21 protein-coding genes are annotated in these 20,554 nt (G+C 46.5%); 14 read left to right on the top strand and 7 right to left on the bottom strand.

Features of this window, described 5'->3' with window-relative positions:
• Positions 1-18: 18 nt before the first annotated feature.
• The 3 genes from B3N34_RS00435 (at position 19) to B3N34_RS00445 (ending at position 3,151) form a co-directional block, all read left to right on the top strand.
• Positions 19-798 (top strand): hypothetical protein, encoded by a 780-nt coding sequence (locus tag B3N34_RS00435; RefSeq protein ID WP_286973824.1) that lies wholly within the window; start codon positions 19-21, stop codon positions 796-798.
• 30 nt (positions 799-828) lie between these two features.
• Positions 829-2,592 carry a GmrSD restriction endonuclease domain-containing protein gene (locus tag B3N34_RS00440; protein WP_286973826.1) on the top strand — a complete coding sequence of 588 codons (1,764 nt, stop codon included), beginning with the start codon at positions 829-831 and terminating at the stop codon, positions 2,590-2,592.
• 127 nt (positions 2,593-2,719) lie between these two features.
• A complete protein-coding gene (locus B3N34_RS00445) occupies positions 2,720-3,151 on the top strand; it encodes a pyrimidine dimer DNA glycosylase/endonuclease V (RefSeq protein WP_286973827.1) in 432 nt (143 codons plus the stop codon).
• Positions 3,152-3,267: 116 nt separating this feature from the next.
• On the opposite strand, the gene ablA is transcribed toward B3N34_RS00445, so the two are convergent.
• From ablA to B3N34_RS00465, 4 genes are read right to left on the bottom strand one after another with little or no spacing between them, the layout of a single operon-like run.
• Complete coding sequence (gene ablA / locus B3N34_RS00450; protein ID WP_286973828.1) at positions 3,268-4,596, bottom strand: lysine 2,3-aminomutase; 1,329 nt, start codon at positions 4,594-4,596, stop codon at positions 3,268-3,270.
• Positions 4,583-5,092 (bottom strand): GNAT family N-acetyltransferase, encoded by a 510-nt coding sequence (locus B3N34_RS00455; RefSeq protein WP_286973830.1) that lies wholly within the window; start codon positions 5,090-5,092, stop codon positions 4,583-4,585. The genes ablA and B3N34_RS00455 overlap by 14 nt, the downstream gene beginning before the upstream one ends.
• A complete protein-coding gene (locus tag B3N34_RS00460) occupies positions 5,037-6,071 on the bottom strand; it encodes a D-alanine--D-alanine ligase family protein (protein WP_286973831.1) in 1,035 nt (344 codons plus the stop codon). The genes B3N34_RS00455 and B3N34_RS00460 overlap by 56 nt, the downstream gene beginning before the upstream one ends.
• Before the next feature lie 5 nt (positions 6,072-6,076).
• Positions 6,077-7,138: a D-alanine--D-alanine ligase family protein gene (locus B3N34_RS00465; protein WP_286973833.1), complete on the bottom strand. Its 1,062-nt coding sequence runs from the start codon at positions 7,136-7,138 to the stop codon at positions 6,077-6,079.
• Positions 7,139-7,442: 304 nt separating this feature from the next.
• Between B3N34_RS00465 and B3N34_RS00470 the strand changes: the two genes are divergently transcribed.
• Complete coding sequence (locus B3N34_RS00470) at positions 7,443-8,066, top strand: hypothetical protein (protein ID WP_286973834.1); 624 nt, start codon at positions 7,443-7,445, stop codon at positions 8,064-8,066.
• Between the two features lie 6 nt (positions 8,067-8,072).
• On the opposite strand, the gene B3N34_RS00475 is transcribed toward B3N34_RS00470, so the two are convergent.
• Positions 8,073-8,693, bottom strand: a complete 621-nt coding sequence (locus B3N34_RS00475) for a DedA family protein (protein WP_213697227.1) — start codon at positions 8,691-8,693, stop codon at positions 8,073-8,075.
• 12 nt (positions 8,694-8,705) lie between these two features.
• Positions 8,706-9,530 carry an aminotransferase class IV gene (locus B3N34_RS00480; protein ID WP_286973839.1) on the bottom strand — a complete coding sequence of 275 codons (825 nt, stop codon included), beginning with the start codon at positions 9,528-9,530 and terminating at the stop codon, positions 8,706-8,708.
• A gap of 255 nt (positions 9,531-9,785) precedes the next feature.
• On the opposite strand from B3N34_RS00480, the gene ilvE reads away from it, so the two are divergent.
• The 6 genes from ilvE (at position 9,786) to B3N34_RS00510 (ending at position 15,360) form a co-directional block, all read left to right on the top strand.
• Positions 9,786-10,661: a branched-chain-amino-acid transaminase gene (gene ilvE, locus B3N34_RS00485; protein WP_286973840.1), complete on the top strand. Its 876-nt coding sequence runs from the start codon at positions 9,786-9,788 to the stop codon at positions 10,659-10,661.
• A 76-nt stretch (positions 10,662-10,737) separates the two neighbouring features.
• On the top strand, positions 10,738-11,844 hold the full coding sequence (gene buk, locus B3N34_RS00490) for a butyrate kinase (RefSeq protein ID WP_286973842.1): 1,107 nt from the start codon (positions 10,738-10,740) through the stop codon (positions 11,842-11,844).
• A gap of 1 nt (position 11,845) precedes the next feature.
• Entirely contained in the window at positions 11,846-12,763 is a 918-nt protein-coding gene (locus B3N34_RS00495; protein WP_286973843.1) for a bifunctional enoyl-CoA hydratase/phosphate acetyltransferase, read from the top strand.
• Between the two features lie 57 nt (positions 12,764-12,820).
• On the top strand, positions 12,821-13,741 hold the full coding sequence (locus B3N34_RS00500) for a phosphate butyryltransferase (RefSeq protein WP_286973846.1): 921 nt from the start codon (positions 12,821-12,823) through the stop codon (positions 13,739-13,741).
• A gap of 63 nt (positions 13,742-13,804) precedes the next feature.
• Positions 13,805-14,884, top strand: a complete 1,080-nt coding sequence (gene buk / locus B3N34_RS00505) for a butyrate kinase (RefSeq protein ID WP_286973849.1) — start codon at positions 13,805-13,807, stop codon at positions 14,882-14,884.
• A 29-nt stretch (positions 14,885-14,913) separates the two neighbouring features.
• Positions 14,914-15,360: a hypothetical protein gene (locus tag B3N34_RS00510; RefSeq protein WP_213697221.1), complete on the top strand. Its 447-nt coding sequence runs from the start codon at positions 14,914-14,916 to the stop codon at positions 15,358-15,360.
• Positions 15,361-15,440: 80 nt separating this feature from the next.
• On the opposite strand, the gene tpx is transcribed toward B3N34_RS00510, so the two are convergent.
• Positions 15,441-15,956, bottom strand: coding sequence for a thiol peroxidase (gene tpx / locus B3N34_RS00515; protein ID WP_286973852.1), 516 nt, complete (start codon positions 15,954-15,956; stop codon positions 15,441-15,443).
• Positions 15,957-16,338: 382 nt separating this feature from the next.
• Between tpx and cysE the strand changes: the two genes are divergently transcribed.
• From cysE to B3N34_RS00535, 4 genes are all read left to right on the top strand, one after another.
• Positions 16,339-17,037, top strand: a complete 699-nt coding sequence (cysE, locus tag B3N34_RS00520) for a serine O-acetyltransferase (RefSeq protein WP_286973854.1) — start codon at positions 16,339-16,341, stop codon at positions 17,035-17,037.
• Between the two features lies 1 nt (position 17,038).
• Positions 17,039-17,953 (top strand): cysteine synthase A, encoded by a 915-nt coding sequence (cysK, locus tag B3N34_RS00525; RefSeq protein WP_286973855.1) that lies wholly within the window; start codon positions 17,039-17,041, stop codon positions 17,951-17,953.
• Positions 17,954-18,112: 159 nt separating this feature from the next.
• On the top strand, positions 18,113-19,429 hold the full coding sequence (gene brnQ, locus B3N34_RS00530) for a branched-chain amino acid transport system II carrier protein (protein ID WP_286973858.1): 1,317 nt from the start codon (positions 18,113-18,115) through the stop codon (positions 19,427-19,429).
• A 92-nt stretch (positions 19,430-19,521) separates the two neighbouring features.
• A partial coding sequence (locus B3N34_RS00535) for a sodium-dependent transporter (RefSeq protein ID WP_286973861.1) occupies positions 19,522-20,554 on the top strand: 1,033 nt, incomplete at its 3' end.

Genomic DNA, 20,554 nt, shown 5'->3' on the forward strand with positions numbered 1-20,554 from the left:
TTTCATGGGGGTGAGTTTGTGCCACATAACGGCCAGCTAACGTCACAAAAAAGATTTTCGCAAATTGGTTTTAGTAGGCTGATACGCCTAGAGTGGCTGGAAAGAACAGCTAATTTAGTCCTTGCCGGAAACGATGAGTCATCCATTTATGATGCCCTTCAAAGGTTTCTAGACAATAAGCTCTATGGTGGTAAAAACGTTAAAGGTGGCAGTAGGGAAAAAACTATTGTTATTTTAAGGAAAATATGGGTTTGTCCTCCCATCGATCTGATTTGTCTTAGAGACGATGGCCTGGAAATTTTATCGCATATCCCACGTGAAGAGCATGTAATAATTCATTGGGGTATGACCATGGCAGCATATCCTTTTTGGAGTGCTGTGGCAATGCATATAGGAAGGCAGCTGAGACTTCAAGGTACAACGTCAGTCGGCCAAGTGCAACGTCGCATTAGCGAGCAATATGGAGAACGAGGTGCGGTATCTCTGGCTGTACAAAAGATATTTCTTAGCCTTGCCGATTGGGATCTGCTTAGAAGAACTGCAAATAGGGGGATTTATGTCCCTGGACTTTCATTTGCCATTAATGACATAAGGGTTATTGCTTGGCTGGTCGAGGCTTTTTTGCATGTCCACCAAGGGGGCCCGTTGATGTTGGATACCATACTTAACTTGCCAAGTTTATTTCCCTTTCGGATAAACCCAGTGTCATCTGGTCAATTGGTCAAGGCCTCAGAGCGCCTCGATGCTTTCTCAGTTGGAATTGGTCAAGATTTTTTGGTAATAGGCAAGGCTAACTAGCAAAATTAATAGAATAAAGGATGTGTTAATATGCCGGATGTTGTTTTTAAAAAGGTTGATTATACCCTCAAAAAGCTTGTGGAGGATATCGATATAGGGGAGATTGGACTACCCGATATCCAAAGACCGTTTGTTTGGCCAAGCAGCAAAGTGCGGGACTTATTTGACTCAATGTATCGTGGTTATCCGATAGGTTATTTTTTATTTTGGGAAAATGGCTTCCCCGGTGAGCATAAAGTCATAGGAACTGGCCAAAAGCAAAAAGCCCCTCGTTTGTTAATAGTAGACGGCCAACAACGATTGGCTTCATTATATACAGTAACTAAGGCAGTTCCTATTGTAAGTAAAGATTATCGTCATGCTCGTATTCGTATTGCCTTTAACCCCATAAAAGAAGGATTTGAAGTTACAAACCCTGCCATTGAAAGAGATGTGGAATGGATTCCCGATATTAGCGAGATATGGAAACCGGAAATGAGCAGTTATACGTTTATAAATAAATTCTTTCATCGTCTTGGAGCAAATCGTGAAATTGCCGATGAAGAAAGAACAAAAATAGCAAATTCAATCACACGGCTAGAAAAGCTCTTAGATTATCCCCTTACTGCGTTGGAAATATCTTCTTCTGTTGATGAAGATAGAGTTGCAGACATATTTGTTCGCATCAATAGCAAGGGTACACCGCTTAATCAGGCTGATTTTATTCTTACACTTATGTCGGTGTTTTGGGATGATGGTCGAAAACAACTGGAAGAGTTTTGCCGTCAGGCCAAAAAACCGCCAGTTGGTAAACATCCATCACCATATAATCATTACCTTACTCCTAGCCCTGATCAATTGTTAAGGCCTAGTGTCGCCTTTGGTTTTCGTCGAGCAAGGTTAGAGCACGTATATTCGCTACTGCGCGGGAAGGATTTGCAAACTCGGCAGTTTTCCGTAGAGCAGAGAGAAAAACAATTTGATATATTGAGAGAAGCTCAGGATTGTGTTTTGAATCTCCAAAATTGGCACGATTTCTTTAAGGTATTAAAGCGTGCTGGTTATCAAAGTGGTAAGCTCATCTCCTCCGAAATGACAATAGTCTATACATATGCAATGTGGTTAATCGGTAAGATGGATTATTGCGTAGACCCTTATTACCTGAGAGAAATTATGGCTCGCTGGTTTTTTATGGTAGCTCTTACGGGACGTTACACCAGCTCTCCAGAAGGTCGTATGGAGCAGGATTTAGCGCTCTTACGGGGGATCGATACAGCTGAGGGGTTTGTGAAAATTCTGGATCAACAAATAAATGCCATTTTTACGAGAGACTATTGGGAAGTGACCCTGCCTAACGAATTAGAGACAGCTGCCGCTCGCAGTACTGGCCAATTTGCCTTTTATGCAGCGCTTTGCCTTCTTGATGCCAATGTGTTGTACTCTAAGATGAAGGTCTCTGAATTGTTGGATCCAACCATTAAAAGTAAAAAGAAAGCCCTGGAACGTCATCATCTGTTTCCTCGGCGATACTTGCAGAAAATGGGCATTCGAGAGGAGCGTCTTATTGATCAGACGGCTAACTACGCCCTGGTGGAATGGCATGACAATATAGCCATATCGGATAAAGCACCCAAGGATTACGTGCCTCAAGTTGAGGCCAGATTTACCGGCGAAGAACTGCAAAAAATGTATACGATGCATGCGCTGCCCGAAAGATGGTATGAAATGGAATATACGACCTTCTTAAATGAGCGTAGAAAATTAATGGCTGATATCATTCGCAGGGGATTTATGAAATTGAAAGAAAATATATAAGCAATACTCTAGAAGGGTTTTTTACTCTATATAGGATGCCATAAAATGGATCCAAGACAATGAATTTGGCAACATCTCACGCCAATTTAAATGCATATCTACATGCCCGTCTAATGGGTAATCATCCATGAGAATCTGGTCGCTGCATCCTCGTTATCTTGATGGCAAAGGGCTGGTGGCGCTGTGGCGGGAGGGGCTACTTGCAAAGGCGGTATTGGAGGGAAAGACTCGCGGTTACGTCCATCATCCCCAGCTTGCACGTTTTCGCGCTCAACCGGATCCTGTGGGCGCAATTAATGCCTATTTGCATTTCGTGCTCCTTGAAGGTCGTGCGCGAAACTATCGGTTCGACGAGAATAAGCTGTTGCCCGTCGGAAGATGTCCGCTAATTTCCGTGACCGACGGGCAGATTTGTTACGAATGGAAGCATTTGTTGGCCAAGCTCAAGACAAGAGATAGGAGTCGGTATAGCTCGCTTTGTTCAATAGAAGTTCCTGACGCTCACCCTTTAATGAAGGTCGTTCCCGGTCCCGTTGAGCCCTGGGAAGTGGTCAGGTGAATTAACGGGAGGGGCAATCCCTGTCCGAGGTTCGACATGGCTTTTTGCAAATAAAGACCGAGGTTCGGTTTTACGAAACTCGGTCTTTATTCCTTTTAAACTAATTTGTCGCCAGCTTATTTGTCCTTGCTTGCAGGGATGGGGCGCTGAGTATCAGGGGCGTTTTGGGGTTGCGCTTTTTCTTCCATCCACTGGTGCCTTCGCTCTTCTCTTTTAAGCTCTTGCGGCTCAAGCTGCAACCTGCCTCCTTCGAGCAGTTCGGAAACTCCTCCGCCGGAAGATGCCGACTGCCTCATGCATATCTCCTTGCAGCCGTGACAGTGGGAGCCGGCGTTTTCCGGCTCCGTGTAGACCGTTATGGTTCCTTCGAAATTCCTTAGGACTATCCTGCGCTCTCCCTGGGCTAAAACGTAATTTGGCATTACCGGTATCTTGCCCCCTCCTCCGGGAGCGTCTATGACGAAGGTCGGAACTGCCATGCCCGTGGTATGTCCGCGCAGGGCTTCTATGATCTCGATGCCCTTGCCGACGGAGGTGCGAAAGTGTGATATGCCGCGCGAAAGGTCGCATTGATAGATGTAGTAAGGGCGCACCCTGTTGACTAAAAGCTTATGAAACAGCTCTTTGAAGATATAGGGGCAGTCGTTGATGCCACGAAGCAGCACGGATTGGTTGCCAAGCGGTATGCCTGCATCAGCGAGCATGTTTAAGGCTCTGGTCGAGTAGGGCGTTATTTCCTTAGGATGATTGAAGTGGACGTTGATCCACAGGGGATGAAATTGCCTTAACATGGAGACCAAAGACCTCGTGATCCTCTGAGGCATGACGGCGGGAACGCGCGTTCCGATCCTTATGATCTCGACGTGAGGTATTCGCCTCAGGCTTCTTAAAAGCCACTCCAGGTTGTCGTCTTCCATTGTCAGAGGATCTCCGCCCGTGATCAAGATATCTCGAAGGGCCTCGGTCTTTTCTATGTAATCTATAGCTGCTTGCATTTCCTCGTGGCTTTTTGGTCTGTCTATCTCCCCGGCAAAACGCCTCCTTGTGCAGAACCTGCAGTACATGGAGCATTGGTCCGTTACGAGCAATATGCCCCTGTCGGGATATCTGTGTACGAAGCCCGGAACGGGTGCGTATCTGTCTTCCGCTAGCGGATCGTGAAAGTCCTCCTCTGCGGTGTTTCTTTCTGCGGAAGTGGGGACGGCCTGCATCCTAATGGGACAGTTGATGTCATTGGGATCCATCAAAGTGGCATAGTATGGGGTGATGGCCATTCTTAGCTCTAAAAGATCGTCATTAAGGGCTTTTTTCTCTTCAGGAGTAAGGGCGATGACTCGGCTTAAGGTATCGATGTCGGTGATCCTATTGGCCAGCTGCCAGTGCCAATCGTTCCACTCCTTCGGCTTAACGTCTTTCCAAAGGGATACTTCTCTATAATTTATCATTCTTTCCCTTGCCTCCCGCTGGATCGTTTTTTATTATAGCTTTATAAAAAGTTACCAGGTCGTCTCCTTCCCGGTAAAAGGAGGGTATGCGACCACACTCCCGAAAACCCAGGGCATTGTAAAAGGCCCTTTGTTGGGCATAATCTTCCTTGCCCGAGGTTTCCACCCTAATATTTGCTTTGTCCTTTTCTTTTAAAATGGATTCTTCCATCCTGCTCACCAAACGCCTCCCAATTCCCTTACCTTGATATGAAGGAGAAACGACGATCCAGTAAAGGTCGTAAGTGAACTCCGTCATGGGCGTTTTGCCGTATATCAAAAAGGCGACGTCGTCGTTTCCGGCCTTTTCTCCAATAAGCATGTAGCCCTCTTCATCTGAGCCTTCCAGGCACTCTCCCAGCAATTCCGAGAGTACGTCCAGCTCGGCTTCGTTGAAGGCTTTAGTAGATCGCGCTATGTCTAGATACTTCGTACAGCGATTCATTATCTGATTCATATTGGCTCTCCTTTATGGCTGTATCAATTATGTAAGAGATCAAAGCTTCGTAAGGAAGGCCGCTTCTTCTGCATTGATTTGCCAGTCCGCTTTCGATGTTTAAGTCGGGGTTGGGGTTTACGTCGATGACATAAATTTGCCCATCCCTTTCTCTCATATCCACCCTGAAATACCCCTTGCAGGAAAGGGCGATGCCTGCACGCTTTGCCATCCAAATCAGACTATCCTTCATCTCTCGGGGGAGGAATTTTGGATTTTCAGGGGCAATCCTGTAGCCGGGGCTTTTTGTATCCCACTTAGCCCCGTAATCCAGAAAGGGCAACGCCTCAGGATAGTCTTCGTAGTCTATCATGGATATGCCTGCCACTTCGTAGGGCGGAAGTCCGATCAATCCTACGTTGAACTCCCTGCCTTCCAGGAATTCCTCCACTATTATCCCTGCAGGGAAGGTCAGAATTTTGCGGGCAATGGCCTCTTTTAGTTGCGATTTGGACGTGACCAGAGAGCTGTCGTCTATGCCTACGCTTCCATCCTCAAATCGGGGCTTTATGAAGGCAGGACACGGCAGTCCCTCCAAGTCGAAGGATGTGCTTTCGAGGCATATTCCCTTTGGGACGGGGACGTTTTTCTTTGCCAGGAGCTTTTTAGCCATTAATTTATCTAAGGAAGCTTGCAGGGCAGCAGAGCCGTTTCCCGTAAAGGGCATGTTCAGGCTTTCCAAAAAGGTCGCAAACAATACTTCTTTTTTGCTGTCGTCGGAAAATCCTTCGAAGAGATTGAATATACAATCTGGCCGGAAACGCTTTATCTTATTCTCCAGCACATCAAAACTCATCAGATCCTTTTTGGTGACGCCGAGCACATACGCCTCATGTCCGACAGAAGCGAGAGCCTTTGCGACCATATCTCTAACGATCAGGGTATCCAGTACATCCGGCCTTTCCGTATCCTCTTTGGCAGTTACGATCAATATCCTCATAGTAGTTATCCCTCCAGCCAAGGCAAGCCGTAGCGGTTGAAGGCTGAACGCAAAATTTGCGATATGAGGTCGTGATAGTTGCCTCCGCTAAGGGAATAAAGAATTGGAAGGTCGCTATAATAAGGTGAAAGCCCCGGCAGGGGGTTGATATCTATAACCCTCAGTTGGCCTTGTCCGTCCATCCGCATGTCAATGCGAGCTATATCCCTGAGTTCCAAGGCATGAAACGCATCGAGAGCGATCATTGCAGCTTCACGTCGGACCTTTTCGTTTATAGCTTCAGGGCCTTCATAAAGTATGCATTCCAGCCAATCTCTTTTATGTTCCAAAGAATACAAAAAGACGCCGTCATCCGATGGTTTTCGCTCCGAAATCTTCATCATGCCCAACAAACGAGCATCCCTGCCGTTACCGACGATGCCAGCGGTTATCTCTATGCCGGGCAGAAAGGCTTCGATGATGGCGGGTTGTCTGTATCGCTCGAATATCCTCAAGACATTTCGTTTCAATTCATTCGGGTTTCGACATATGGAATCGCGGAACACGCCTTTGGATGAGCCTTCCCATCTGGGCTTTGCGATGTAAGTTTCGTTGTTATCCTGAAACAACATGTCAACATTGCGCAAGTCGTCTTCGCTTCTGAAGAGTGTCATGAAGGGCACGGGGACGTTTTCCCTGCTTAAAACAACATTCGTGAGATATTTATCCAAAGATATTGCAAGAGAAACGGGATCAGATCCGCTATAGGGGATCCCCAAGGATTCGAGCAGGCAGGGTATTTGAGATTCTCTGCCCCTTTCTGTGCCTATTCCTTCAGCAATATTGAACATGAAGTCCGGGCGTTGATTTGCAAGTTTCGACGGCAGATCCTCATTTTGTTCGCAGAGAAGGGTCTTAAATCCAAAACTTTCTATTTCTTTTGCCAGAGCATCTACAGTACTTTGAGAGTCGTACTCCTCGTAAAGATCATCCGGGTCGCCTTCCGAGGTAGGCTTTTTTAGATTGAAGGCGATGCCTATGACCTTGACCGGTAGGGGAACTTCTTGACTTGATTCTTTATCTTCCATCCTTTAATTCACCTCTTCTTGAGGTATGAGATACAACCCCCAAAGGGGTTGTTGGTAACTTGTTTTTATATTGTTTAATATCTAAATGAATCTCTTATTTGTATGTATCACCTCTTTTTATAGTATTAACAATTATTTACAAAATTTAATACTACAATAAGCGATATTAAAATATAGATTTCAACTCCCAACTAAAAAATTCCCTCTCTTTTGAGGGAATGAGATCTTTTGACTGTATATACTTTTTTCTGCGAGAATTATAGTGCTTGTTTTCCTGATATGCAATGGGATAGGTGGTGTTTCGATGAAAAAAATCAACATAATTAGGGTCAGGAAATTCCTGGAGATAGCTCTTTTGACGAAGGCCTTTGTGATAGCCGCTCCGAAGCCCGTAGCTTTGATCCCGATAGGACCTCAAGGATGCGGAAAGACGAGCTTGGGGTTATACCTGTCCCGCAAAATTAGCAGTTTCGAGATGATATCCCAGGACGAAATAAGAAAATCCTTTTTCCTTCAGATGTACCCCGAAGAAAATGGCGTCGGGTTCGAAAGGATATATGAGGCTTTGAGACCTAAGGAACCGGAGATACGCAGAAAGGCTATCGAGGCTCTGAAGTCAAGCACGAAAGAGGTCGTATATGTGGATAGAATGAATCTGACGCCTGCATCAAGGTCCGACTTTATCATTCCCGAGAGATTTAACGTGGCCATCTACTTCGACCTGCCCTTGGATGAAATTTTAAGAAGACATAAGAACAGGCCTGATAAGGTTTTGGCCATCCCCGATCATATAGTGATCAGTTGTTTTAACATGGCAGAATTTCCCAAAAGGGATGAATTTGACGCCAGAGTTATCCTGAGTCCGATCAGGATAACAAGGGAAGAAAGTGGACACGAAAAGGACAAAGGCAATTTGTCGAACGAGTAGTTGATATTAGCGAGTGTCTTTGAGCTTCTTTGCCTTAGATCTGTACCATAGTACATATATCGCTATTATCGTTACACATAAGAAAAAAAGCGCCACGGAAATTGAATGAAGTGTCTCCTGAAGCCGCTCTCTGTTGTTTCCTATGTAATATCCGAGCAGGGCCAGTACTACCACCCATATTCCGGCCCCCAGTGAAGTGTATAAGCTAAAAAGGTCCAACCTCATCCTTGCTATACCCGCTGGCAACGATATGTATTGCCTGATGCCGGGCAGCAATCTTCCGACGAATGTACTCACGGCGCCGTGTTTTTTAAAGAAGTTTTCGGCTTTGTTCAAGCTTTTTTCGCTGATAAAAAAATATTTGCCATATTTTATTAGAAAATACCTTCCCAGTTTCAGAGCCAAATAATAGTTGAATATCGCCCCTAATAAGCTTCCTGCGATTCCGCAAAATATTACCACAGGCAGTGACATCTTGCCCTCGGCTGCCAAAAAGCCTGCCGGCGGGAGAACAACTTCGCTGGGAAAGGGGAAAAAAGAAGATTCCAAAAACATCAAGGCTGTTATCCCTACATACCCCAAGCGGCCTATAGTATTCACCAAAAAAATCACTATAGCTTCAAGCATCTGTGTAACATCCTATTCCAAATAATCTTCTATCTTTGCTGAATAAAGGTGTTGAAGGTATTGACTTACCGGGCCATTGACCTGGGCCAGATGCTGGCTTCCAATCCTTCTTACGGGGAGTATTTCCTTGATGCTCCCCGTTATGAACGCTTCTTGTGCTGTTGATACTTCGGAAAGCAGGGGACACCTCATCTCGACCTTCAATCCGCTTTCTTCAGCTAGTGTAATGATGATTTGGCGCATTACCCCGTCGAGCACCTTCTCTGTAGGAGCTGTGACTATCCTGCCGTCGATTACCATGAAGAAGCTGCTGCTTGAAGATTCCGTTATCTCTCCATCGGGACAGTACAAAACCTCCAGAGCCTCTTTATCGTCACTACGTCCAACATATGCAGGGAGGTAAAATACGCTTTTTATGTGCGGGAAAGGCCTGTCCATATCTATGGGAGCGAGAACTACGCCGCGTTCGTAATTTTCCCTTGGCGCCTTTTCCAACGGTTCGAATATGACAAAAAACCTCGGATGGGGAAATTGGCCATCTTCAAATACATCTCCCCCCGAGACGTATATTCGCATTTGAACGTCTTCGCAATCCATCATTGCAATGCCTTTTCTGATGACCCCGATGATTTGTTGTATATCCAAAGGGAGTTTGATTCCCAGGGCATGGGATGACTCCTCCAGCCTTTTTAAATGGATCGACATTGCATGGGGTCTTTTTCGATAGGTCCTCAAGGTGTCAAAAACGCCTACGCCTCTTTGCACGAGCAAGTCGGTTACGGGAATACTGATTTCTTCCAGAGATTTAAACTCGCCGTTGTAATAACAAAGCTTCAATTTCCGTCCCCTCTTTTTGTATGCCATATATTCGACCATGGTCGTCGAGAATTATTGTAGCGAATAAATTGTCCTTTGAACATGGCTGGCAATATACTTTTCTTAAAGGCCCAGGTTTGTGCCTTAGGCATACATTGACCCGCAACTTGGCTGAAGAACAATTAAATTCTGGCTACTTTTTTATCAAACTTTATTATAATATGTATATTTGAGAGGCATTATTGCAATACAAATTATGAAGGAGGGACAAGAGTAATGACTGTAGTATATGTCAATGGAGAGTTTGTTCCCAAGGAAGAAGCAAAGGTCTCAGTGTACGATCATGGTTTTTTGTATGGCGACGGAGTGTTTGAGGGCATCAGAGCTTATGCTGGGCGCGTATTTAGGCTGGAAGAGCATATCGACAGGCTCTACGATTCGGCTAAGGCAATATGGCTAGAGATACCCATCTCTAAAGAAGAAATGATGGAAGTTTGCGCGGAAACCTGCAGAAGAAATGAGCTCAAGGATGCCTACATCAGGTTGGTCGTGAGCAGAGGAACGGGAGACCTCGGTTTGGACCCGAGGAAGTGCCCGAAAGCGACAGTAGTATGCATTGCCGATAAAATTGCCCTCTACCCCGAGGAGTTTTATCAGAAGGGCTTAAAGGCGGCTACGGCAGCCACGAGGAAAAACTACGGAGAGGTGCTTCCTCCGCAAGTTAAGACCTGCAATTATCTTCCCAATATCATGGCCAAGATTGAATCGATAGTTGCGGGAGCCCAAGAGTGCTTCTGCATGAGCCGCGAAGGTTATTTGACGGAAGGCTCCGGCGACAATGTGTTTTTGGTTAAAAACGGTGTAGTTAAGACCCCTCACCCCGCTGCTGGAATTTTGATCGGCGTTACGAGAAATGCCGTTATAGAATTGGCCAAGAAATTGGGTTATCCCGTGGAGGAGACTTTCCTTTCGAGATATGACGTTTACACTGCTGATGAAGCCTTCGTCACCGGTACTGCAGCCGAGATGGTTGCCGTCGTTGAGGTAGATGGAAGAAAGATAGGCAATGGCAAACCAGGTCCCGTCACGGAGAAACTCAGAGAAGAATTTCGCAAGCTGGTAACTTCTGAAGGATATCCCATTTACAAGTAAATGCGAATCAGGCTTTTCGGGGCAAGACATGCTGCACTGAAGATGTCTTGCCCCTTATCGAGAGAGGAGGATGGTTGTGGCCTTTAATATATTGGTCATAAATCCAGGTTCTACCAGCACTAAGATAGCGTGGTATGAAGATGATGTTGAAACATGGAGAAAAACCATAACCCACGCCCCTGAAGAGTTGTCGGAGTTCGATGGCGTAATAAGCCAGTTGGACTTCAGATTAAAAGCCGTTGAAGACGCCTTGAAAGAGGCAGGGTATTCCTTCGACGATCTCGATGCGGTAATAGGGCGCGGAGGCATAGTCGATCCGCCCATGCCTGGTGGAGTTTATCGGGTAGAAGAAGTGTTGATCGAATATTTGAAGCGTTGCAAGCCATGGGAGCATGCATCTAACTTAGGAGGGCTGATGGCCCACTCTATAGCGCAACCCCGAAATATACCTGCCTTCATCGCCGATTCGGTGGCCACCGATGAATTGGATGACATCGCAAGGATCACGGGTCTTCCGGAGCTTCCTAAGTATTCCTTGGCCCATACATTAAATGTGAAATCAGTAGTGCGTAAGGCGGCCAAGGAGCTGGATGGGGATTGGCGTAAACTTCGCTTTATAGTGGCCCATTTGGGAGGAGGCTTTACGATCTGCGCCCACAGGGACGGCAGAATGGTGGATCTAAACAACGCCAACGAAAACGGACCTTTTTCCCCGGAGCGTGCCGGGACCGTCCCCACTGGCGATTTGGTCAAACTTTGCTATAGCGGCAAATATAACGTGAAGGAACTGCGTCGAAAGCTTGCAGGCGCTTCGGGATTCGTCGGTTATCTCGGTACAAATGACGTTCGTGAGGTGAAGAAGCGCATTGAAGAGGGAGACGAAGGGGCTGCATTGATTTACCGCGCAATGGCTTTCCAGGTGGCCAAAGAGATCGCTTCCTATTCAGCCGTATTGGAGGGCAAGGTCGATGCCATTATCATGACCGGCGGCGTGGCCTACGACGATGACTTAGTGGCCATGGTAACGGAAAGGGTACAGTGGATAGCTCCCGTTTTGGTATATCCCGGGGAAAATGAAATGAAGTCCTTAGCGGAGAACGCCTTGAGGGTTTTGAAGGGAGAAGAAAAATCCTCTTCCTATGCTGACGTCGTGGAAAATTACAGAAAAAGGGAGGTGCTTTAATTTGGCCTTTAAAAATCTCGATTTTCTCTTTGATAGGGCTAAGAAAGGCACCGTTATGAGAGTTGTCGTCGCTGCAGCAGAGGACGGAGAAGTGCTTGAAGCGGTCAAAAAGGCACATTCAGAAGGAATAGTTGAGGCTGCCTTGGTCGGCGATAAGGGAAGGATAGCAAGGGTCGCCGAGGAAAGGAGCATAGACATATCTTCTTTCGAGATAATTTCAGCAAAAAGCGAGGAAGAGGCGGCCGCAAAGGCCGTACAAACCGTATCATCGGGGAATGGCGATCTTTTGATGAAGGGGTTCATAAAGACTTCTACCCTGCTTAAGGCCGTATTGAATAAAGAATGGGGCTTAAGGAGCGGGAACCTGCTCTCTCATTTGTTTCTTTTCGAAGTTCCTGCCATCGATAGAGTTATAGGACTTACAGATGGGGGACTCAACACCTACCCCGGCCTTCAAGAGAAGGCTGCGATAGTAAATAACGCTGTTTGCTGTTATCATTGTTTGGGCGTCGAAACGCCAAAGGTCGCTGCCTTGGCCGCCGTAGAGGTGGTAAATCCCGATATGCCCTGCACGATTGATGCAGCCGCATTGGTCCAAATGAACAGACGAAACCAGATAAAAGGCTGCATCATCGACGGACCTCTGGCTTTGGATAACGCCTTGAGCGAAGAGGCCGCACGTCATAAGGGACTGACATCAGAAGTTGCCGGACATGCCGACATATTGCTTGTTCCCGACATAGAAGCGGGAAACTTGCTTGGAAAGGTCATCCTTTTCATGGCAAATGGAGCAGGTGCCGGAGTGGTCTTAGGCGCGAAGGTTCCCGTAGTTTTGACCAGTCGCGGAGATACGGCCCGGACTAAAGCGCTCTCCATAGCCTTGGGAGCTGTTTTGGCAAAAAGTCAGGGAATGAAATGAAAAGATCATAAAGAAGCGATCATAGAAAAAGTATATATTATAGGGAGGTCTGCAAAGGTGAAACAGTTACGTTCTCTTGCTGAACTTTTAACTTATGCAAAGGAAGTGGGACCCAAAAGGGTAAGCGTTGCTTTGGCAGAAGATGCCGAGGTTCTGGAAGCGGTTGAAAATGCCAGAAAGGAAGGCATTGCCGAGTGCATCTTGGTTGGTAACACCGACAAGATGAAGGAAATAGCCAAGGGGATTGGCATCGACCTTTCTAGCTTCCAGTTAAAGGATGTTCGCGGGAGCGAAGCCGATGTGGCCTTGGCCGCCGTAGAGGTTGTATCTTCGGGTCAAGCCGATATACTGATGAAGGGCATGATATCAACCGCTAATTTCCTTAGGGGCGTATTGAATAAAGAAAAGGGATTGAGAACGGGTTCCTTGCTGTCTCATGTTTATATACATGAAGTGGAAGGGATCGATCGTATTCTTTTCATATGTGACCCCGCATTTAACATCGCCCCCGATCTGAATGCCAAAGTCAAAATAATCGAGAATACCGTAGAACTTGCAAAATCCTTCGGCGTCGAAACGCCAAAGGTCGCTGCCTTGGCCGCTGTAGAGGTGGTAAATCCCGATATGCCCTGCACGATTGATGCAGCAGCATTGGTCCAGATGAACAGACGAAACCAGATAAAAGGCTGCATCATCGATGGACCTCTGGCTTTGGATAACGCCTTGAGCGAAGAGGCCGCACGTCATAAGGGAATAGTTTCTGAGGTAGCGGGGCATGCCGAAGTCTTGCTCGTTCCCGACATAGAGGCGGGGAACATCTTTGCCAAGGGCATTGTCTATCTCACGAAAAACAGGACGGCCGGCCTGGTCTTGGGTGCAAAGGTTCCTGTAGTTCTTACAAGCCGTGCCGATACTGCGGAAACTAAGCTTTTGTCCATAGCGTCAGCTGTGGCTTTGGCTGCTTATAAATCAGCCTAAAAGGGGATTGCAGGTTAAGGGAAAACGGTAAAATAGGCGCATAGAATGGGAGGAACGTCACTAATGATATCGCCGAAGATATTAGCAATCAATCCGGGTTCCACCAGTACGAAGATCGCTTTTTTCGAAGGGGACAGGGAAAGTTGGCGCGAAACCCAAAGATATGACATCGATGTCCTGAAACGTTTCAACGGAATCATAGAACAGGAAAACTTCAGGTTAGAGGAGATAAAAAGGTCTTTGAGGGCTCATGGCACCAAGTTAGAGGAGGTGGATGCCTTCGTAGGCCGCGGAGGTTTGTTGCATCCGATTCCTGCAGGTACATATGCGATCAACGATCTTATGTTGGAAGAGATGCGTGCCTGTAAATACGGCGTGCATGCAAGCAACCTTGGTGCAATCCTCGCCCACAATTTGGCCAAGGAAGCGGGCGACAAACCCTGTTTTATTGTCGATCCTGTAGTCGTGGATGAGCTGTGCGATGAGGCAAGGATATCGGGTTTTCCGGAAATTGAGCGAAAATCTATCTTTCATGCCTTAAATCAAAAAGCGACGGCCAGAAGAGCGGCAGAGGAATTGGGAAAGAAGTACGAAGAGACCAGATTGATAGTAGCGCATCTCGGCGGAGGAATATCCGTGGGAGCTCATTTGTACGGCAGGGTGGTGGATGTCAATAATGCCTTGGACGGAGAGGGGCCCTTCTCGCCGGAAAGGGCGGGGACCCTTCCGGTAGGGCAGTTGGTCAATTATTGCTACAGCGGCAAGTGTACGCTGGAGGAAATGGAAAAAAAGCTGGTGGGCCAAGGCGGATTGGTTGCCCATCTGGGGACTAACGATGCGCGCGAAGTCGAAAAAAGGATAGCCGAGGGTGACGCCAAAGCTGAGTTGGTCTATAATGCAATGGCATATCAGGTTGCTAAAACTATCGCTGAGTATTCAGCCGTTCTTTCAGGCCAGGTCGATGGAATAATTATCACCGGAAGCATTGCCTATAGCAATAAATTCGTAGACATGGTCACCAAACGCGTAAGCTTCATTGCTCCTATCTTTGTATATCCCGGCGAGGATGAGATGCTTGCCCTTTCGCAGGGAGCTTTAAGAGTGCTGACGGGAGAAGAAGAAGCAAAAACATATGCCTATTAGAGGCTAGGGGGACGAGGATTTTGCCACCCATGCTCAAGTTCTTTACGGGATTGTTGATGTATTCCTTTATATTCCCGAGGGCGTACGTTGCCGTCGTCCCGAAGGGGATAAAATGGATAAAAGATCATTTCTATGACGAGATCCCAAAGGACGTGAAATGGGCAAGAGGATACCAGAAGTTTTTGCTTGGGTTGCTCTTTTTTTTGGAGGTGTTTTTGCAATCCTCGTGGTCTGCCTGGGTGGCATACAGAATTTTGGAGTATTCAATGAAAGCAGAATCCTATAAATGGGGTTATTTCTTGATTGGCGCTATATGCGGTGAAGCAGCCCTAGGGTACATTGCCAGGAAAGAGGAAAATGTTGACCTGTGGGTTGCTCTGCGCTCCATCATCCCCATGGGTCTGCTGATCGAATTTGTGATCAACCCCCGATTTTTAGATACGCTGTTTGGTTGGTTGGCGAATATAAGCCTTTGATCGATGGCATTTAAAGAAGAAAAAGCCCGCTTACGTTTATCTTTGGTAAGCGGGCTTTTTGGACAGCAACTTATTAAGGTTTACTTTATCAGCTCTTTTAGTGCCTTTAATGCGGCGTCGTAATCCGGATGGTTTGTGGCCTCAGGGACAATTTGGACGTAGCGAATAACGTCGTCCTTGTCCGCTATAAAAACTGATCTTGCAAGGAGCCGCAGTTCTTTAATCAGGACGCCCCAATTTGTACCAAAAGAGGCATCTCTGTAATCTGACAGAGCAATGACCTTCTTTATGTTCCCTGAAGTGCAAAATCTCTTTATTGCGAAGGGAAGGTCCATGGATATGTTGAGAACGACTACATCATCGGGCAGAGATGTGGCCTCTTCCTCAAACCTGTGGGCTTGAACATCGCATACGGACGTATCGAGAGAAGGCGTTACGGATATGACTTTAATCTTATTGGCGAAGTCAGATTTTTTGACTTCCCTCATGTCTTGATCTATAACCGTGAAATCCGGGGCTTTGTCTCCCACTTTCAGCTCAGGGCCTATCAGGGTAATTGGGTTGCCGTGCATGGTAACTACACCTTTTCTTTCCAAGTCTATCACCCCCATTTATATTTGACATCTCTACATGTCAAGTATAAATTATAATCATTTTTGATATTTAGGTCTAGCTAAATTTTATGTATACCTACTTGACTTAAGGAGATATTTTATGTAAATTTACATAAACAATTTCGTGCTTGTGGTTGGAGGATTAAGGATGAAGATTAATGGCTTGCTTTTTTGCGCTTGTTGTTGTCGGTGGATCGCTTCATGATCTACCGCGGCTCGGGGCCGCGGCTATAGAAAAGCTGTGGCCAAAGCCGAAGGCAAGTTAATTTAAAATATAAAACTTTTTTAAATATTAAGAGGGCTTTCGCGCCACAGCGAAAGGCCTCTTAATATTTTACGTTAATTGCAAAGGGAGGAATGAAAAGTGAGAAAAATATGGCAAACGATAAAGTCAGATTATCAGGCAGTAAAAGATAGAGATCCAGCCATACCTGACGGTATAAGGGGTGCGCTTGAAATCATCTTGTGCACGCCCGGCTTTCAGGCCATTTTAGCCCATAGATTTATACACTTTCTACATACGAAACTTCGCATTCCCATTTTGCCTAGATTTCTGGGTTTAATAGTGCGCTGGTGGACTGGAATTGAAATACATCCTGGAGCAGAGATTGGCAGAGGGGTGTTCATAGACCACGGAATGGGCGTGGTCATTGGAGAAACTGCCGTTGTAAAGGACAATGTCACTTTGTTCCACGGCGTGACCCTGGGCGGAACCGGAAAAGAGAAGGGGAAGCGCCATCCGACAGTGGAAGAAGGGGCTTTTATAGGAGCTGGCGCCAAGATATTGGGGAATATTGTCGTCGGCAGGAATGCGAAGGTTGGTGCCGGGAGCGTGGTGTTGAGGGATATTCCACAAGACAGCACAGTCGTCGGAATTCCTGCCATGGTTGTCAAATACAGGGGAATTAGGCTGAGGGAAAATTTGAAGCCCTCGGAGCCCTCTTTACAACATTCGCTTTTGGTGCGCCTGGCTCAGCTTGAGGAGAGCGTGCAAATCTTACAGGAAGAAGTTGTAAATTTGAGGAATCAGCTTAACGAAAAAAACGAAAGGGAGGTCGCTTGATATGTTGTTGAATGAAGTCGCGATTGGGCAGTTAATAGGGAGGACGCCATCGATCAAATTGTCCTCTAAGAAAGGATATATATTGACGAAACTGGAAGGCAATAACATAGGAGGCTCGATAAAGGATAGAGCCGTATGGGGCATGCTCAAATATTTCGAACAGACTGGCAAGCTGAAACAAGGCACGACTATAGTGGAACCAACGTCTGGTAACACCGGCATTGCGCTGGCAATGTTTGGAGCGACAATGAATATAAACGTTATACTGGTCATGCCTGAGTCAATGTCCCTGGAGAGGAGACAAATATTAGCCGCCTATGGAGCAAAACTGGAGTTGACGCAGGCTTCGGAGGGCATGGGAGGCGCTATAAAAAGGGCGGAACAAATTGTAAAAGAAATCCAGGGTGCCGTCATGCTGGATCAGTTTTCTAACCCCGGGAACCCTTGGGCTCATATGGTGACGACTGCTCCTGAAATATTGTTGGATGCTAAAGGGTCCGAAATCGCTGCCTTCGTCGCAGGGGTTGGTACCGGTGGCACCTTGACGGGGGTTGGAAGATTATTGAAGAAAGTCTTTCCCAATATGAAACTTATCGCTGTAGAACCGGCCGGTTCGCCGGTGTTAAGCGGCGGCGTGCCCGGATCGCATGCTATCCAGGGCATTGGCGCCGGATTTATACCTAAAAATTTAGACCTTTCTTTGGTAGATCGAATAATTAAGGTGTCAGACGAAGATGCGATCGACATGACAAGGTATTTGGCTCAAAAAGAAGGCTTGTTTTTAGGCATATCAAGCGGTGCCAATTTATGGGCAGCCAACGAGGTAATGAAAGAACTGAAGGATAATTCGATCGTCGTTACGGTAGCGCCTGACCGGGGGGATAAGTATCTGAGCACCCCGGCATACCGGGCTTAACTTCATGACTACTAATATATAATTAGGCAAAGCTAAAATATCAAATTCACTTGCACCTGGAATATATATTTGATATATTGGACACAGTATGCAGATATATACAATTCTTTTATTGCAGAAAATTTAAACAAAATTGCGTAAAGGGGGCTGTCTGCCAAAATGGAGAGAATTAACATAAGAGATGTAATCGTTACCGGCTTTGCCCTGTTTGCCATGTTTTTTGGTGCGGGTAATTTGATATTCCCTCCCTATTTGGGATCCTTGTTCGGAACCAAATGGGTCGCCGCTATGTTGGGGTTTGGTATTACTGGCATTGGATTGCCGCTTTTGGGAGTCATGGTCATGTCTCAATATGATGGATCCTTTGAAAAGTTTGCCGATAAGGGAGGCAAACTTTTTGCTATTCTCCTGGGATCTTTGGTCGTATTGTGCATTGGTCCGCTTCTTGCCATTCCCCGAACAGGCGCCACAACTTTTGAGGTTGCCGTTAAACCCTTTTTCCCAAATATGAACCCCTACATACCCATTATTGGCTTTTTTGCTCTGACATATTATTTTTCGATGAAGCAGTCCTCGGTAATTGATATAATCGGAAGGGTCTTAACTCCGGGCTTGCTCGGCCTTTTGATTTTCATCATTATAGCAGGTATCGTTAATCCGATAAGCACGCCGCTGGATCCGAACGTGGCGAAGAGTGCGGCATTTTCTTCATGTTTTGTGGAAGGTTACCAAACGATGGATGCCCTTGCTGCAGTTATATTCGCCGGTATAATAGTTCAAAGCATCCGTGCAAAGGGATACGGAAGGACTTCTTCTATTAAGATGACGGCAATCTCAGGGCTTATAGCTGCAGCCGGCCTGCTTGTCGTCTATGGTGGATTGATGTATTTGGGGGCGACTGTTTCCTTTATGTCCAGTGATATTCCAAGGACAACTTTGCTTGTTACCATTGTGGCCGAGATCGCAGGGGATGTCGGCTTAGTCGCTTTGGGCATAGCGGTAGCACTTGCCTGTTTGACTACGGCAGTCGGTTTGACTGCTGCAACCGGAGAATTTTTCAGCAATCTATCTAAAAATAGGGTTACCTACCTTCAGGTCGTCACCCTCTCGACCATATTCAGTGCGCTTTTTGCGGGGATCGGCGTCGACGGAATAATTAGATTTGCTGTGCCCATCTTGGTCGTTGTCTATCCCATCGTCATAGTCTTGATGTTCATGAACCTGCTTTCTCCCGTATTTAATGATTCCTGCAAGTACGCATATGTAACTGCCCTTGCGGGAACCCTCTTGGTTAGCTTGTATGACGGACTGTCCGCTATGGGGGTAACCATCTCCGTTTGGGGTGACATCGTTTCCATGATTCCCCTCGTGGGTAACGGATTTGGGTGGTTAATGGCTTCTACAATTGGATTCGGGATAGGGCTGATTGTCGACAGGATTGCTTTGGCGATAAAGGGTTCGGAAAGTTGCGCTTAACATTGCATTAGGAAGGATCAGAGCGTTGTTTTGGCAATAGTACAAACGCAAAACAAACCCCCAAGATGGTACCGTTGAGGGGGTTTGTTTTTTTGGGTAACTACCGTTCACATTTACTAATATCGCAGAAGGAGTGGATTTCTTTGCAGGAAAGAGAACAGTTAGCCACGAGGTTGGGATTTATTTTGGTCTCTGCAGGATGTGCCGTTGGATTGGGAAACGTATGGCGATTTCCCTATATAACAGGGCGTTACGGCGGGGCAGTCTTCGTACTCTTTTATGTTCTCTTTCTTATGGTGATGGGGCTTCCCATCATGGTGTGCGAATACGCCATGGGGAGGGCGAGTAGAAGAAATTTGGCGGGCGCTATGCTCTCTCTTGAGCCTTCGGGTACCAAATGGCACATATACGGTTACCTGGGGGTAATGGGAAACATGATACTGATGATGTTTTATACGACCGTAGCAGGATGGGGCCTGGCCTATGTTTACCATACTGCTGTCGGCCATCTTTCCATGTTATCACCCGAAGAAGTTGAGGGTTTTTTCGCTTCCTTTGTATCCAATACTCCCCAATTGGTCCTCTGGATGGCTTTGACCGTTATACTCGGCTTTATCGTTTGCTCAATAGGATTGCAGGCGGGAGTTGAGCGAGTTAGCAAGATATTGATGTCCGGCCTATTTTTATTGCTAATCGTTCTTATCATACGTTCCGTTACTTTGCCCGGCGCTGAAAAGGGCTTGGCCTTTTACCTTAAACCTGATTTTTCCAAGCTAAGTTGGGAAGCGGTTTATGCAGCCATGAGCCAGGCCTTCTTTTCTTTGAGCTTAGGCATAGGAAGTATGACGATCTTTGGAAGTTATCTGAGTAAAAAGAGAGCTTTGACGGGGGAATCTGTATATGTCATATTTTTTGGGGCGCTATCAGCCCTGATGTCTGGATTGGTCATATTCCCGGCCTGCTTTGCCTTCGGAGTGGATGCCGGAGCCGGCCCCGGATTGATCTTCGTGACCCTTCCAAACGTATTTAACTCCATGATGGGCGGAAGACTGTGGGGGATGCTTTTCTTCGTCTTCCTTTCCTTTGCCTCCCTCACAACAGTTATAGCCGTTTTTGAGCATCTTA

The organism is Acetomicrobium sp. UBA5826 (genome assembly GCF_002433005.1).
In the GTDB taxonomy this organism is placed as follows: Bacteria; Synergistota; Synergistia; order Synergistales; family Acetomicrobiaceae; genus Acetomicrobium.

What these genes read in the sequence shown, in the direction of transcription:
- B3N34_RS00440 (WP_286973826.1), top strand. Translation starts at nt 829, where the DNA reads ATGCCGGATGTTGTTTTTAAAAAGGTTGATTATACCCTCAAAAAGCTT.
- B3N34_RS00445 (WP_286973827.1), top strand. Translation starts at nt 2,720, where the DNA reads ATGAGAATCTGGTCGCTGCATCCTCGTTATCTTGATGGCAAAGGGCTG.
- ablA (WP_286973828.1), bottom strand. Translation starts at nt 4,596, where the DNA reads ATGATAAATTATAGAGAAGTATCCCTTTGGAAAGACGTTAAGCCGAAG.
- B3N34_RS00455 (WP_286973830.1), bottom strand. Translation starts at nt 5,092, where the DNA reads ATGAATCAGATAATGAATCGCTGTACGAAGTATCTAGACATAGCGCGA.
- B3N34_RS00460 (WP_286973831.1), bottom strand. Translation starts at nt 6,071, where the DNA reads ATGAGGATATTGATCGTAACTGCCAAAGAGGATACGGAAAGGCCGGAT.
- B3N34_RS00465 (WP_286973833.1), bottom strand. Translation starts at nt 7,138, where the DNA reads ATGGAAGATAAAGAATCAAGTCAAGAAGTTCCCCTACCGGTCAAGGTC.
- B3N34_RS00470 (WP_286973834.1), top strand. Translation starts at nt 7,443, where the DNA reads ATGAAAAAAATCAACATAATTAGGGTCAGGAAATTCCTGGAGATAGCT.
- B3N34_RS00475 (WP_213697227.1), bottom strand. Translation starts at nt 8,693, where the DNA reads ATGCTTGAAGCTATAGTGATTTTTTTGGTGAATACTATAGGCCGCTTG.
- ilvE (WP_286973840.1), top strand. Translation starts at nt 9,786, where the DNA reads ATGACTGTAGTATATGTCAATGGAGAGTTTGTTCCCAAGGAAGAAGCA.
- buk (WP_286973849.1), top strand. Translation starts at nt 13,805, where the DNA reads ATGATATCGCCGAAGATATTAGCAATCAATCCGGGTTCCACCAGTACG.
- B3N34_RS00510 (WP_213697221.1), top strand. Translation starts at nt 14,914, where the DNA reads ATGCTCAAGTTCTTTACGGGATTGTTGATGTATTCCTTTATATTCCCG.
- cysK (WP_286973855.1), top strand. Translation starts at nt 17,039, where the DNA reads ATGTTGTTGAATGAAGTCGCGATTGGGCAGTTAATAGGGAGGACGCCA.
- brnQ (WP_286973858.1), top strand. Translation starts at nt 18,113, where the DNA reads ATGGAGAGAATTAACATAAGAGATGTAATCGTTACCGGCTTTGCCCTG.